The 14,747-nt window shown below is 71.8% G+C and carries 9 protein-coding genes; 2 read left to right on the forward strand and 7 right to left on the reverse strand.

Going from position 1 to position 14,747, the window contains the following annotated elements:
• Nucleotides 1-51: 51 nt before the first annotated feature.
• Nucleotides 52-918 carry a hypothetical protein gene (locus ACRX5S_RS22030; protein WP_436774749.1) on the reverse strand — a complete coding sequence of 289 codons (867 nt, stop codon included), beginning with the start codon at nt 916-918 and terminating at the stop codon, nt 52-54.
• Between the two features lie 190 nt (nt 919-1,108).
• Here ACRX5S_RS22030 and ACRX5S_RS22035 point away from each other — a divergent pair, with 190 nt between their 5' ends.
• Nucleotides 1,109-3,352 (forward strand): N-6 DNA methylase, encoded by a 2,244-nt coding sequence (locus ACRX5S_RS22035; RefSeq protein ID WP_436774750.1) that lies wholly within the window; start codon nt 1,109-1,111, stop codon nt 3,350-3,352.
• A gap of 485 nt (nt 3,353-3,837) precedes the next feature.
• Nucleotides 3,838-5,127, forward strand: a complete 1,290-nt coding sequence (locus ACRX5S_RS22040) for a citrate synthase (protein ID WP_436774751.1) — start codon at nt 3,838-3,840, stop codon at nt 5,125-5,127.
• Between the two features lie 178 nt (nt 5,128-5,305).
• Here ACRX5S_RS22040 and ACRX5S_RS22045 read toward each other — a convergent pair whose 3' ends face one another.
• The 6 genes from ACRX5S_RS22045 to ACRX5S_RS22070 form a co-directional block, all read right to left on the reverse strand.
• On the reverse strand, nt 5,306-7,000 hold the full coding sequence (locus tag ACRX5S_RS22045) for an ABC transporter substrate-binding protein (protein WP_436774752.1): 1,695 nt from the start codon (nt 6,998-7,000) through the stop codon (nt 5,306-5,308).
• 48 nt (nt 7,001-7,048) lie between these two features.
• Nucleotides 7,049-8,209, reverse strand: a complete 1,161-nt coding sequence (locus tag ACRX5S_RS22050; RefSeq protein WP_436774753.1) for an ABC transporter ATP-binding protein — start codon at nt 8,207-8,209, stop codon at nt 7,049-7,051.
• Nucleotides 8,196-9,245: an ABC transporter ATP-binding protein gene (locus ACRX5S_RS22055; protein ID WP_436774945.1), complete on the reverse strand. Its 1,050-nt coding sequence runs from the start codon at nt 9,243-9,245 to the stop codon at nt 8,196-8,198. The genes ACRX5S_RS22050 and ACRX5S_RS22055 overlap by 14 nt, the downstream gene beginning before the upstream one ends.
• A gap of 107 nt (nt 9,246-9,352) precedes the next feature.
• Nucleotides 9,353-10,306 carry an ABC transporter permease gene (locus tag ACRX5S_RS22060; RefSeq protein ID WP_436774754.1) on the reverse strand — a complete coding sequence of 318 codons (954 nt, stop codon included), beginning with the start codon at nt 10,304-10,306 and terminating at the stop codon, nt 9,353-9,355.
• Nucleotides 10,307-10,309: 3 nt separating this feature from the next.
• Nucleotides 10,310-11,287 (reverse strand): ABC transporter permease, encoded by a 978-nt coding sequence (locus ACRX5S_RS22065; protein WP_436774946.1) that lies wholly within the window; start codon nt 11,285-11,287, stop codon nt 10,310-10,312.
• A gap of 251 nt (nt 11,288-11,538) precedes the next feature.
• Nucleotides 11,539-14,247, reverse strand: coding sequence for a protein kinase domain-containing protein (locus ACRX5S_RS22070; protein WP_436774755.1), 2,709 nt, complete (start codon nt 14,245-14,247; stop codon nt 11,539-11,541).
• Between the last annotated feature and the right edge of the window lie 500 nt (nt 14,248-14,747).

The following is a 14,747-nucleotide window of genomic DNA, read 5'->3' on the forward strand; positions in this document are numbered from 1 at the left end:
CGGTAGGGCGGAACGCGGCACGGGTGAGGCCCCGTGCCGCGAAGTGCCGGGTCAGACCATCTCGTTGCCGGCGAGGCCCTTCTCGGCGTCCAGGATCTCGATGTAGTCGACCTTGACACCCGCGTTGTCCTGGATCCACTGCTTGGTTTCCTCGGCGAGCTTTGACGCCTTGTCCATCTGCTCCAGGTCGGCGTCGATGTCGTCGGCGCGCGCCGGAAGCGTGGTGTTGACGACGACCTTGCCCGCACTGCCGTACGGGCCCGCGTACACGAAGACCTCGGTCACCGCGGAGCCGTACGTCGAGCCCTTGATCCCGGCCGCGATCTTCTGCGCGTACGCGTCGTTGGCGGCCTTGTCCTTGGACTTGTTGTCCAGGTTCTCATTGCCCGCGGTGCCCTTCTCCTTGTCGAGCACCTCGATGTAGCCGACCTTGAGGTCGCCGTGCGCCTGGACCCACTGGTGGGTCTCGTTGGTCAGCTTCTCGCCCATCGCCATCGCCTTGAGCGCGCCGTCGTCGGTCGCGCCGGCGGTCGGCGGGAGGTCGGTGTTGACCGTGATCGTGTAGTCGGAGCCCGTCTGCTTGTCGGCCCGGACCTCGACCACGTGGCTGCCGAGCTTCGTGGTCGACAGGTACGCCTTCAGGTCGGCGGTGTACTTGCCCTTGTCCCCGGCGGCCGGCTTGTCCGAGGGCTTGTCGGCCGGCTTGTCCGAGGATCCGCCTTCGCCCTTGGCGGCGTCGTCCTTCGAGCCGTCGGCGTTGCCGACCGCGCCGCCTGTTCCGGCCGCGTCCGAGGTGGCCGCGGCAGGGCCCTTGTCGGCGCTCTTGTCGTCCTTGCTCTCGCAGGCGGTGGCCAGCAGGGCGGCCACAGCGACCGCGACCACGACGCCGGCGCGCTTGCGGGCCTTGGTGTGCGACATACGGATCGTCTCCTCCGAGGATGTCCGCGAACTCCCATGTGGCCACGGACTTCAGACTGACTTCTTGGTGACGCAGCCACTATGCACAATGGCTGTGAATAGTGTCAACAGACAATCTGCGCGGGTGGCGGTACGTCAGGGTAGGCTCGCGCCGAGTAGTTCACGACATCCCAGGGAAAGGGCGCCGCGCATGCCAGGACCCCAGGTCACCGCCGCCGAGATCGCCCGGATCGCGGGAGTCGGCCGTGCCGCGGTCAGCAACTGGCGACGCAGATTCCCGGAGTTCCCACAGCCGGTCGGCGGCACCGAGACCAGCCCGACCTTCTCCCTCGCCGAGGTCGAGGGATGGCTGCGCGAGCAGGGCAAGATCGCCGAGGTGGCGCCGGACGAGATGCTCTGGCGCGCCCTGGTCGAGGCGTCCGGCGACGAGGACCACGCGCTCGTCCTCGCGCAGGTCGGCGAGCACCTGCTGCTCCCCGCGCCCGAGGGCCGCGACGGACCGCGCGCACCCGCGTTCCACGAGGCCGCCCGGCGCGCCGAACAGGTAGGCCCCGCCCGGGTGTTCGGGGAGCTGTACGCCCGCTACACCGAGTCCGCCGCACGCCCCGCCGCCACGCCGCCCGGCCCGGCCGCGCTCATGACCGACCTCGCGACCGCCCTCGGACCCGCCCGTACCGTGCTCGACCCCTCGTGCGGCGCGGGCGACCTGCTGCTCGCCGCCCGCCGCGCGGGCCACGGCACCGAGGCCGCCGCCGGCCAGGACCCGGACGCGGCCCTCGCCCGCCTGGCCGCCGTACGCCTCGCCTTCGCCGCGACGCCGGCCGACCCGACCGCTAGTCGCGATGCGGCGGGCCCAGAAGCCGCGGAATCCCCGAAAGACGGGCCTTCCGCGCGAGTCCCGACGGCTCCCGGACGTACGGAGCCCGCGGCGGCCCCGGCCCTTACGGAGCCCGCGGCGGCCCCGGCCCCCACGGAGCCCGCCGGCCCGACGAACCTCCCCGCCCCGCCCACGGTCGCCGTGGGCGACGCGCTGCGTCACGACGCCTGGTCCGCCGCGCAGTTCGACGCCGTCCTGTGCAACCCTCCGTTCAACGACCGCAACTGGGGTCACGACGAACTGGCCTACGACCCCCGCTGGGTGTACGGCCTGCCGCCCAAGACCGAGGGCGAACTCGCCTGGGTCCAGCACGCGTTGGCACACGCCCGGGTCGGCGGCACGGTCGCCGTCCTGATGCCCCCCGCAGTCGCCTCCCGCGGCTCGGGCCGCCGCATCCGGGCCGAACTGCTGCGCAGCGGAGCCCTCCGTGCCGTCGTCGGCCTGCCGGCGGGCGCGGCTCCGCCCGCCGGAGTCGCGCTCCAGGTCTGGCTGCTCGTCCGACCCGAGCCCGGTACCGCCTCCTCCCACGTGCTGTTCGTGGACACGGCCGCGCACCAGGCGGCCACCCAGCGGCCGGGCCCTCCGCGTTCAACCGGCGCACACCAAGCGGCCGCCCACACCCCGGACCCACGCCGCGACCCCGACTGGGCGGCGATCGCCGAACTCGCCGTCGACGCCTGGCGGTCCTTCGCGTCCGCTCCGGCGGCCCTCGCCGAAATCCCGGGCGTGCGCAGGGCCGTGCCCGTCATCGACCTCCTCGACGACGCGGTCGACCTCACGCCGGCCCACAACCTGCCGTTGCCAGCCGGGACGGAGAGCGCGGACGTCGTCGCCGACATGCGCGCCGCGCTCGCCGACGCGCTCGCGAGCGTCCCGGAGTTCGTGCCGGACACCCGCCGGGCGGCTCCCGGCGCCGCGGCCTGGCGCCGCGTCGCCATCGCCGATCTGACGCGCGGCGGCGGCGTGACGCTGTTCCGCGGGCCGGTGCGCACCGGCCGGGGCGAGGCCGACTTCGCCGCGGCACCAAGCGCGGGCGGCCCGCACGACACCGGCGGATCCGCCGCCGGGCGGGTCCTGACCGCGGCCGACGTCAACGCCGGGACCGCGGCGAGCGGAGTGTGGCCGGCCGGTGACGGTGTGTCCGACCGGCTCACTCGCATCGAGCCCGGCGACGTGGTCGTGCCGGCAGTGTTCACCGCCGAGGGCACCGCCGTGCGCGTCGCGGAGGAGGCCGACGCGGGCGCGCTGCTGGGCCCCAACCTGCATCTGCTGCGGCCGGACCCGGGCGTCCTGGACGCGTGGTTCCTGGCCGGTTTCCTGGCCGCGCCCGCGAACACGCGGCAGGCGACGTACGGCTCCAGCATCGTGCGCCTGGACGTGCGGCGCTTCGAGGTGCCCCTGCTGCCCTTGGACGTCCAGCGCGGCTACGGGGCCACGTTCCGGGCCCTGCACCGCTTCAACACCGCCCTGGGCCGCGTGGGGGACTTCGGGGCGCGCCTCGGCGCGGGGCTCTTGGAGGGCCTGACGTCCGGCGTCCTCGAACCGGTGCGGAAGTGATCGCGGGCGGCCCTTGGAACCGCCGTGACTCACCCCCGGCAATCCGCCGGCAGGGCCCCGAACCGCGTCTTTGCGGTGCTTTCGTGCGCAGGCCGGCGCGGCGCCCGGATCTCACAACGCCCCTCCGTCCGGCGTGAGATGGCACGCGCGGTCACACTGCGTATCCGACCTGGAACCCGTCGGGCACGAGTGGTCCTGCCCGTTGCGGCGACGTACCGTGGGCGGGAGTCGGACCGTCACCATGCGGTCCGTGCAGGTGGACCCGGCTCCGAGGGGATATGCGGGTGCCCACCCGGGCATGATTCTCATGTGACGATCCGTCACGTGATGTGGCTCACGGTTTGATCCGCGAGTTGGGAGCCGGTTGCGGCGCGGCATTGTGCGCCTGCTATTCGTACTGGTGCACACATGTCACGAAAGCCGGGGCCGACCGGACACGATCCGGACGGGTGTCGGAGCCTGAGCCGAGAAGTAGGGGACCAGCCATGAGCGAGGACTCGGTAGTACTGCGCTATCAGGGGAACGAACACACCTACCCGGTGGTCCCAGGGACCATCGGCGACAACGCCATCGACATCGGAAAGCTGCGTGCCGAAACCGGTCTGGTGACGTACGACGGCGGATTCGTCAACACCGCCGCGTGTAAATCCGCGATCACCTTCATCGACGGCGAAGAAGGCATTCTGCGGTACCGCGGCTACCCGATCGAGCAGTTGGCCGAGCAGGGCAGCTTCCTGGAGACCTCGTACCTGCTGATCTACGGCGAGCTGCCCACCTCCGCGCAGCTCGACGACTTCCGCGAGGAGGTCACCAAGCACACGCTGCTGCACGAGGACGTCAAGCGCTTCTACGACGGCTTCCCGCGCGACGCCCACCCGATGGCGATGCTCTCGTCGGTGGTCAGCGCACTGTCGACCTTCTACCAGGACAGCCACGACCCGTTCGACGAGCGCCAGGTCCACATCTCGACGATACGGCTGCTCGCCAAGCTGCCGACCATCGCGGCGTACGCCTACAAGAAGTCGGTCGGCCAGGCGCTGCTGTACCCGGACAACTCCCTCGACTACGTGCAGAACTTCCTGCGCCTCGCCTTCGCCGTGCCGTCCGAGGAGTACAAGGCGGACCCGGTCGTCGTCGCGGCGCTGGACAAGCTGCTGATCCTGCACGCCGACCACGAGCAGAACTGCTCGACCTCGACCGTGCGCATGGTCGGCTCCAGCCACGCCAACCTGTTCGCCTCGGTCTCCGCGGGCATCAGCGCCCTGTGGGGCCCGCTGCACGGCGGTGCGAACCAGTCGGTGCTGGAGATGCTGGACGGCATCAAGGCCAACGGCGGCGACGTCGACGCGTTCGTCCGCAAGGTGAAGGACCGCGAGGACGGCGTCCGCCTGATGGGCTTCGGACACCGGGTCTACAAGAACCACGACCCGCGCGCCCGCATCATCAAGAAGGCCGCCGACGACGTGCTCAGCCGCCTCGGCAAGCGCGACGAACTCCTCGACATCGCCCTTCGACTTGAGGAAGTCGCGCTGTCGGACGACTACTTCGTGTCCCGCAAGCTGTACCCGAACGTCGACTTCTACACCGGCCTCATCTACCGTGCGATGGGCTTCCCGACGTCGATGTTCACGGTGCTGTTCGCGCTCGGCCGCCTGCCGGGCTGGATCGCGCACTGGCGCGAGATGATCGCCGACCCGGCGTCCAAGATCGGCCGCCCGCGCCAGGTCTACACGGGCACGCCGATCCGCGACTACGTGCCGCTGGGCGCTCGCTGAGGCAGCGGGTGCGGCGCCCGCGCGGCGGGAGGCATGACGCACCCGGCGTGACACGCGAGGCATGACGTACGGCGAACGGCCGGTCGGGATCCCCGAGTCCCGGCCGGCCGTTGCCGTGCGCGGCGGCGGCCCCTGCACGCCGCCGGGCACGTCCTCCGGGTTCTGCCTGGCAGGGTCGCTACTCGGCCTTCGGCTCCAGCGAGGTGGCCACGAGGACCGAGCCGGGGCCGACGGGGGTGGCGGTGGCGTACGGGTTGCCGGCGTCCGGCCATCCGACGACCTTGCGGGTGTTGTACTGCGCCCACGAGACGAAGTTGAACAGCGGGATCACCGGGACCTGTTCCACCATGATGTCCTGGAGCCCCTCCAGCGCGGCCTGTCGCACGGCCGGGTCCTGCGATGCGGCGTACTGCTGGAGGAGTTGGTCGGTCTTCGCGTCCTTCCAGCGGACCTGGTTGGCGAACGCGGGCTTGCCGACGTCCTGGGTCAAGTACCCGGCGAGCGTGCGCTCATAGGCGTGGAAGGGCGAGTAGGAGCCGGTCAGCGGGCCCACCGTCGAGGCGTCGAAGTTGCCGGTGAACTGGTTGGCGATGAACTCGCCGGTCGCCTTGGTCTCGATATTGACCTCGATGCCGATCTGCTTCAACTGGTCGGTCATGAGCTGGTACATCGTGATGATGTCGGTGAAGCCGGACGAGGTGAGCAGCGTCATCGTGAAACGCCTGCCGTCCGGGCCGACGGCGTATCCGTCCCCGCCGATGCGGTAACCGGCCTTCTCCATGAGCGCCTTGGCTGCCGGGATGTCCTGCCTGAGCTTCTGGTCCTTGTACTTGGCCGCCACGAACCGCTCGTGCTGCGGGAACACCAGCCCCGTCGGCGTGGTGTTGGCGGGCTGCTGGTTCTGCTCGGCCACCTCGACCAGCTTCTCGCGGTCGAGTGCCAGGCTGATCGCCCTGCGCACGTCGGCGTTGCGGTACTGCGGCTTGGTCAGGTTCATGCCCAGGTACGTCGGGGCGATCGGTGGGGACCAGTGCTTGTTGTTCGCCCGGTCCTTGTCGAGGTATTCCTTCTCGATGTTGTTGACGAAGTTCGCCGCCCAGTCCAACTGCCCCTGCGCCAGAGCCAGGTTGGCGCTGACGTTGGAGTTGTGGACGACGTACCGCAGGCCGTCGATCCTGGGCTTGCCGGGCTGCCAGTAGTTGGGGTTCCTCTTCAGCAGGTAGCCCTGCGGCGACCAGGTGTCGAGCATGAACGGCCCGGTGCCCACCGGGTTTTCGTTGGTGAACGAGGCGGGGTCGGGGACTGCCTCCCACACGTGCTTGGGCACTATGTACGTCGCCCCGAGGAACGCCTCCTGCGCGAACGACGGCACCGGGAAGGTCACCACCGCCTTGTCCGGGCCCTCGGCTCGCGCGGAGGCGATCGGGAGGCCGTACACGTTCATCGCCGGGTTCTTCTGGAGCATGGTGAACGTGAACGCGACGTCCTCGGCGGTGAACGGCCGCCCGTCGGTCCACTTGACGCCGGATTGCAGGTCGAGCGTCAGTTCCCTGCCGTCCGCGGAGAACCGCCACGACTTGGCCAGCCAGGGCGTGGTCTTGCCGACGTCGATGGCGCTCGGGATGAACAGCGGCTCGTTGATGATGGAGACACCGCCGATGAGGTTCATCGGTCCGGTGGTCAGGAACGGGTTGAAGTTGCGCTGCAACGGCCCGGTGGGCGCACCGGCCACGTTCAGGATTGTCGACCCCGAGGCGCCCGAACTCTCGTCGCTGCACGCGGCGGTCGTCGCGGTGAGCGCGAGCGCCGTCACCCCGACGAGGGTGCGGACGAGAGTCCGGGAGCGGCGCGGCGCGCCGAACCTCCGTGTCACGCCTGCTTCGTCGCGCCTGCCTGGTCTGCCGAATCCGAGCACGAGCACTCACCGCCGTCCGGTCGTCATCGGGTGCTGGTCCTGTCGGTCCCGCCGGTCTTCTTCCGGGGCGTGCAGCCAGCACGCGGCCCAGTGGCCCTCGCCGCCCGCGGATGCCGCCGCTGCCGCCGGCTCCGGTCCGGGTACGGTCCCCGTCCCGGCCGCGGGGTCGGGGCCGGCGTCCTTCGCGGGAAACCTGGGCGGCTCCTTCTCCGCGCACACCGGCATCGCCAGCGGGCAACGCGGGTGGAAGCGGCATCCGGTGGGCGGATCGGCGAGGTCGGGCGCCTCGCCGAGCCGTTCGCCGCGCGCCCCGGCGAGCGAGCCGCGGCGGTCCGGGTCGGGGGCCGAGTCGATCAGCAGGCGCGTGTACGGGTGCGCGGGCTCCTGCGTGACCGCCTCGGACGGGCCGCCCTCGACGAGGCGCCCCGCGTACATCACCTGCACACTGTCGGCGAAGTACCGTGCGGACGCGATGTCGTGGGTGATGTAGAGCAGCGCCAGCCCGTCGTCGTGGCCCAGCCGCTGCAAGAGGTTGAGCACGCCGAGGCGGATCGACACGTCGAGCATGGAGACCGGCTCGTCGGCGAGGATCACTTCCGGGTGTACCGCCAGTGCGCGGGCGATCGAGACGCGCTGCCGCTGCCCGCCGGAGAGTTCGTGCGGGCGCTTGCGGGCGAACTGCTCGGCCGGGGTCAAGCTGACACGATCCAGCAGCGCCAAGACCTCGGCGTGCAGCTCCGCCTTGCCGCGCCGCGGACCGTGCAGGCGCAGCGGCCTGGCGATGTGGTGCTCGACCGTGTGGATCGGGTTCAGGGACGCGAACGGGTCCTGGAAGATCATCTGGACCTGGCCGAGGTAGTCCCGGAACGCCCGCCCGCGCGGCCTGCCCACCGGCTGCCCGGCGAGCCGCAACTCGCCCTTGGTGGGCGGCTCCAGACGGGCCAGCACGCGGGCGACTGTCGACTTGCCGGAGCCGGACTCGCCGACCACCGCGGTGATCCGCCCCCGGTGGAGGGCGATCGTCACGTCGTCGGCCGCGTGCACGACGCGCCGCGGGCCGAGCAGACCGTCGCGGCCGGCGTGCCGCACCGGGTAGTGGCGCGAGATGCCGCGGGCTTCGAGAACCGGCGCGGCCGGCTGCGGGGTGTCCCGCTCAGGGGTGTCCATCGGCGCTCCCTTGCGGGTCGTCCAGGTGGCACGCGACCAGGCGCTCGGACTGCTCCGGCGGCACCCGCAGCAGCGGCACGTCCCGGGTGCAGCGGTCGAGGGCGCGGCCGCAGCGCGGCGAGAACGCGCAGCCTGGCGGCAGCGAGCGCAGGTCCGGCGGAGAGCCCCCGATGCCGGTCAACTCGCGGCGCGGCCCGCGCAGCGGCGGGAACGACCCCACGAGCCCCTCGGTGTAGGGGTGTTGGGGGTCGTGGTAAATGTCGTACGCGGGCGCCGACTCGACGAGGCGTCCCGCGTACATGATCGCGACCCGGTCGGCCACTTCGAGCAGCAGCGACAGGTCGTGCGTGATGAACAGCACGGAGAAGCCGAACTCCTCGCGTAGTCGCACGAGTTCCGCGAGCACGTCACGCTGCACCACCACGTCCAGCGCGGTGGTCGGCTCGTCCAGGACCAGCACGTCGGGGTCGAGGGCCAGCGCCATCGCGATCATCACGCGCTGCCGCATGCCGCCCGAGAGTTCGTGCGGGTACGCCCGCATCCGAGCTGCCGGGACGCCCACCGTGGTCAGCAACTGTGCGGCCCGGTCCCGGCATTCGGCCTTCGTGATGCCCGGCCGGTGGGCGCGCAGGGTGTCACTGATCTGGGCCGCCACGTTGTGCACCGGGTTGAGCGCGTTCATCGCGCTCTGGAACACGATCGCGATCTCCTCCCAGCGGAACGCCCGGAGTTCGGCGCGGTTCATGGCCAGCACGTCGACCGGACCCGACACGTGTCCGGTGGACGGTATGTCCGGCCAGGTGCCGTCCCCGGCGCCGTCCTTGGCGTGCCGGTGGTAGAGAACCTGCCCGGCGGTGATGGTGCCGGGTGGCCGCAGCAGCCGGGTGACCGCGTGCGCCAGTGTGGACTTGCCGGAGCCGGACTCCCCGGCCAGGCCCAGGGTTTCGGAGCGGTGCAGGGTGATGTCCACGTTGTCGACGGCGTGCACGGCGCCCGGTCCTTCGCCGTAGTCGACGGTCAACCCCCGGATCTCCAGAAGGGGTTCGCGGGCGGCGCCCGGGCGTCCGGCCGGTGCGGCGGCGGTCGCGGCGGTCGCGGTGCCCCCGGCGGCTGTGCTTCCGACGGCTGTGGTCTCGGTGGGGGTCACGGCTTTGGCTCCATTCCTGCGTCGGCCGCGCGGCGGCGCCGCCCGCGGGTGCGCTTGGCCACCGGTGAAAGGCGCGGGTTCATGAGCTCGTCCGCGCCGAAGTTGACGAGCGAAAGGCTCGCGCCCACCAGCGCGATGCACAGTCCGGGCGGGACGTACCACCACCAGGCGCCGGTGGTGAACGCGCTGGAGTTCTGCGCCCAGTAGAGCGTCGTGCCCCAGCTCCACGTGCCGCCGAGGTCGCCGAGCCCGAGGAACGACAGGCTGGCCTCGGTGAGGATCGCGAAGATGAAGGTGAACAGGAAGCCCGAGATGATGATCGCGCCGAGGTTGGGCACCAGTTCGACGGTGACGATGCGCCAGGGGCGTTCGCCGATCGCCTTGGCGGCCTTGATGTAGTCGCGGTTGCGCAGCGACAGGGTCTGGGCCCGTTGCAGGCGCGCGCCGAAGGCCCAGCCGGTGACGCTGATGACGACGGCGATCGGGAACCAGCCCCCGCCGTCCAGGTATCCGGTGAGCACGATCGTCAGGGGGAGGGCCGGGACGACCAGGAAGATGTTGGTCAGCATCGACAGGGTTTCGTCCACCCAGCCGCCGACGTAGCCCGCGGTGACGCCGATGAGGACGGCCAGGGCGGTCGCGATGGTCGCCGCGACCAGGCCGACGAGCATCGACGTGCGGGCTCCCGCCAGCACCTGCGACAGGACGTCCTGGCCCGACTGCGTGGTCCCCAACAGGTGTGCGCCGGAAGGCGATTGCAGCACCGGGCCGCCGGTCTTCGACGGGTCCTCCGGGGCGATCCACGGGCCGATGACGGCCAGCAGCACGAACGCCCCGAAGATGGCCAGGCCGGTGAGCGCCTTGCCGGAGCGCAGCAGCGGGGCGCCGCGGCGGGCCCGCGCGGGTGCCGCCTTCGGCTCCGTGGGCGCGAGGGTGGCCGTTGCCGCCATGGGTCAGGCCTCCTGTCGGATGCGCGGGTCGAGTACCACGTAGCACAGGTCCACGATCAGGTTGGCGAACAGGACCATGAGGGTGATGATCAGGAAGATCCCCTGCATCAGCGGGTAGTCGTTGTTGAGCACCGCGTTGAAGAGCAGGAACCCGATGCCCGGGTACGAGAAGACGGTCTCGGTGACGATCGACCCGCTCACGATGAAGCCGAGCGACATCGCGAAGCCGGAGATGTTCGGCAGGAGGGCGTTGCGCGCCGCGTACCCGAGCATGACGCGCCGGGTGCGCAGGCCCTTGGCCTCCGCGACCAGGACGTAGTCCTCCGAGATGGTCGTCAGCATCATGTTGCGCATGCCGAGCAGCCATCCGGCGATGGAGCCGACGATGATGGTCAGCGCGGGGAGCACCGAGTGGCTGAGCGCGCTGGCGACGAACTCCGTGCTCCAGCCCACCTGGAGTTCGGGGCGGTAGCCCCCGGTGATCGGGAACAGCCCCATCTCGACGCCCAGGACGCTGAGCGCGACCAGGGCGATCCAGAAGTACGGCACCGCGGACAGGAACGTGGTGAGCGGGAGCAGCGCGTCCAGCCGCGAGCCGCGCTGCCAGGCGGCGAGGACGCCGAGGAGGGTGCCGAGCACGAAGCTGATCAGCGTGGCGACGCCGATGAGGACGACGGTCCACCACACGCCCTGGCCGATCACCTCGGTGACGTCGCCGGGGAAGTACGAGACGGAGACGCCGAGATCGCCAGAGAGCAGGTCCTTCCAGTAAGTCCCGTACTGGGACGGCAGGGTCGCGTCGCTCACCCCCAACTGGGCCTTCACGGCGTCGATTTGCTCTTGCGACACCGAGCCCTGGAAGCGGGAGAGGACGGAGTTCTCGGGGCTCCCCGGCATGAGCCGGGGAATGAGGAAGTTCATCGTGATCGCCGCCCACGCGGTCACCGCGTAGAAGCCGATACGTCGGAACAGGAAGCGCACCTGGGTCACCACCGACCTTGGGTTCACGGGCCTGCCGGACTCCGGTGCGCAGACTGTACGACTGTTACTTAGCGATAGGTAGGTTTGTGATCCGACCGTGATGCAGGCGATCGCCGGACGCGATTCGGCCCCGGTGAACGGTTGTTCACCGGGGCCGTGATGACCTGCTGAAAGCCGCCCGTGATCACGAACTCACGGGGATAACGGGTCGGTTGCCTCTCGGGTGCCTACCGGACGCTGTGTCGCGCCACTCAGTTGCCGCGGGCGGTGCGCGGGGCTCCGCCGGTCGCCGCGTCCATCACATACAGGTGCCGGTCGGTGCTCCCGACGAAGACCAGGCCGTCCGCCACGATCGGGGAGGTGACCCGCCCGCCGGTCTGGAACTTCCAGCGCGGCTCGCCGCTCGTGCCGACCGCCACGATCGAGTGGTCGCTGCTGCCCGCGTACACCGTGTCGCCCGCGACCACCGGCGAGGTCACCCAGCCGTCGGTGTTGTAACGCCACACGCAGCGCTGGGTGTTGACGTCGATCGCGTACAGCCCGCCGTCGCCGCTGCCGAATAGCGACAGCCCGGCCGCCGCGGCGGGCTGGGCCACCGGGCCGTTGGCCGCGAACCAGCCGCGGAGCGTACCGGCCGCGGCGTCCAGCAGGTAGAGGTAGTGGTCGGTGCTGCCGATGTGCACGATGCCACCGGACACGGTCGGCGCGGACACCCAGCCGCCGGTCTGGTAGCGCCAGCGGGCCCAGCCGGTGGCGGCGTCGACGGCGTAGACGCAGCGGTCGCTGCTGCCGAAGTAGACCGTGCCGTCGACGACCGTGGGCGAGGTCGCCCAGCCGCTGGTCTGGTGCCGCCAGCGCAGGCGGCCGGACGCGGTGTCGACCGCGTACACCGAGTTGTCGCTGCTGCCGAAGTACACCGTGCCGTTGGCGACCACCGGCGCGGCCACCACCTCGCCGCCGGTCGGGAAGCTCCACCGCCACTGACGGCTCGTCAACTCCAGGGCGTACAGGTGGTTGTCCTGGCTGCTGAGGTACATCATGTCGCCCTCGACGGCGGGCGGATGCGACCAACCGCTGCTGTCGAAGCGCCACTCGCGCGTGGCCAGGTGCAGGGTGTGCAGCCCGTTGTCCTTGCTGTGCACGTGTACGCGCGAGGTTCGCGCCCCTCCGGCGCGCACCGGCGGCGCCACGATCTCCGCGGTCGCGGCGAACCGCCACGGCTGCGAAGTCGCGGCCTCCATGGGGCCGGTGGGGGTGCGCGGCGTCGGCGGGTGCGGGCGCGGAGCGTCGTCCGCGCCCGCGACGTACGTCGCGGCGGCGGGCGGCGGGGCCTTGCGGAACGCCAGTTCGGTCGGCAGCGCGCCCACCGGGGCGCCCGACGGGGCCGAACTCCCGGCGCCGTGCGGGGGGTTCGCGGTGGGTTGCGGCTGTGCGTGGGGCTGCGGCTGCCCGGTCGGGTTGTACGCCTGCGGCTGGCCTTGACCTTGCCCCTGGTACTGCGGCCGGCCGAGTTGATGGCCGTGGCCGCCCTGCTGGTGGCCGGGTCCGGACTGGCCCGGGGGCGGGCCGTACGGCGGAGGCTGGCCGTGCGGCTGCGGCGGCGGGAACGACGAGCCGCCGCCCCCGCTTTGCGGACGCGGCACCGGCGGCGGCCCGACCGGCGGCCGCGGTGGGGACTGCCCCCCCTGCGGGTTCGGCAGACCCTGCTGGCCGTGCTGACCCTGCTGCCCGTGCTGGGCGGCATGGGGCTGCGGCTGCGACACGCCCTGCCGGCCGTGCTGCTGAATGTGGGGTTGGGGCTGACCGTGCTGCGGCCCGGGGCCGGGTGCGGCCTCGGGAGTGGTCGGCACCGGACCCGGGCTCGCACCGTGCGGGTCCGGGACGCGGTCGGCGGGACCTCCTCCGTCCCTTTCGCCGCCGCGCGGCTCGTCGCGCACCTGCGCCGGGAGCTTGCCCCAGTCGTCGTCGCTGATCCGCCCGGCGGACTCCTCGTCCGGCTGGTCGGCGGGCGGCTGCGGTTCGGGGACCGGCGGCGTGCGCTGGCCCGCGGGCCGGTACTGCCGCTCGAACCGGTCGACCATCGCGGCCGCGGCCTCGGGGAGGCGGCTGTCCCCGGTGTAGCCGCTCTCCGCGTCCAGCAGCGGGGCCACGGACGTCAGGAGGGCGGTCGGCGAGGGACGGTGTTCGGGGGAGCGCTGCATGCACGAGTTGATCAGGTCGTGCAGCTCGTCCGGCAGCCCCGTCAGGTCCGCGGAACCGGTCACCAGGCGCAGCAGCGCCTCGGCGGGCTTGCGGTCCGGGTAGGGGGAGTGGGCGGTCGCGGCGTACACGAGGGTGGCGCCGAGCGAGAACATGTCGCTGGCGGGGGTGATGTCGCGTACGCCCTGGGCCTGCTCGGGCGACATGTAGGCGGGCGTGCCGACCGCGACGCCGGTCATCGTCAGCGAGCCGAAGTCGGCCGCGCGCGAGATGCCGAAGTCGATCACCTTGGGGCCGTCACTGGCCACCAGCACGTTGGACGGTTTGAGGTCGCGGTGCACCAGGCCCGCCGCGTGCACCGACTCCAGCGCCTCGGAGATGCCGGCCGCGAGCCAGCGCACCGCGCTCGCCGGGAGCGGGCCGCACGAGCGGACCAGGGTCTCCAGCGAGGGGGCCGGGACGTACGCGGTCGCGAGCCACGGCACGGCGGCGTCCGGATCGGCGTTGACCACGGCGGCGGTGAACACGCCGCTCACCCGGCGGGCGGCCGCCACCTCCTGTGCGAAGCGGGCCCGGAAGCCGGGGTCGCCGCCCAGTTCGGAGCGGATCGTCTTGATCGCCACCAGCCGCCCGAACGGCGAACGGCCGAGGTAGATCCGGCCCATTCCGCCCGCGCCGAGACGGCCGAGAACCGTGTAGGGCCCGATGCGGGTCGGGTCGCCTTTGGCCAGAGGTTCACCCGGCCACTCGTGTTCCGCCACAATCCCCCCGAATTCTCCCCCACCACCGCCCATCATCCCCGCCGGTTCCTCGCTGCGACAGACCTGGCGTCGGCCCGGTGGCCGGCGCGAGCGCAGCCACCGGGGACGCGGATCGCCGCGTCCGGAATCCCCCTGCTGCCTGAGGCAGAGTACCGGCCCGGGGACGCGCGCGCCCACGGTGTTCCCCCTCCGCGGCAGGTGTCGCGGATCCTTCACAGCGTTGAGACGCGCACAAGATGAACCGGGTTCCCCGATGCCGCGCTCGGCCCACGAGTCGAGGGAGCACCCTCACCCGCCGGCCCGCGCGGGGGCCGAAACGCACAGCTCCGGACGGCCGCACCCCTTCATGTCCACCCTCCTCACGCACCCACCCCGCCGGGCATCGCCCCTCCGAGCCGCCGCCCTGCCACCGCTTGCGGGGCGCACGCTGCCGCATCCGCGACTCCGCTCTGTCTGCGCGGTGCGCTCGGACACGGCCGAGGGGGGGGGGGGGGGGGGGG

Origin of the sequence: Yinghuangia sp. YIM S09857 (genome assembly GCF_051388915.1) — a bacterium.
In the GTDB taxonomy this organism is placed as follows: domain Bacteria; phylum Actinomycetota; class Actinomycetes; order Streptomycetales; family Streptomycetaceae; genus Yinghuangia.

What these genes read in the sequence shown, in the direction of transcription:
- ACRX5S_RS22040 (WP_436774751.1), top strand. Translation starts at nt 3,838, where the DNA reads ATGAGCGAGGACTCGGTAGTACTGCGCTATCAGGGGAACGAACACACC.
- ACRX5S_RS22035 (WP_436774750.1), top strand. Translation starts at nt 1,109, where the DNA reads ATGCCAGGACCCCAGGTCACCGCCGCCGAGATCGCCCGGATCGCGGGA.
- ACRX5S_RS22060 (WP_436774754.1), bottom strand. Translation starts at nt 10,306, where the DNA reads ATGGCGGCAACGGCCACCCTCGCGCCCACGGAGCCGAAGGCGGCACCC.
- ACRX5S_RS22030 (WP_436774749.1), bottom strand. Translation starts at nt 918, where the DNA reads ATGTCGCACACCAAGGCCCGCAAGCGCGCCGGCGTCGTGGTCGCGGTC.
- ACRX5S_RS22050 (WP_436774753.1), bottom strand. Translation starts at nt 8,209, where the DNA reads ATGGACACCCCTGAGCGGGACACCCCGCAGCCGGCCGCGCCGGTTCTC.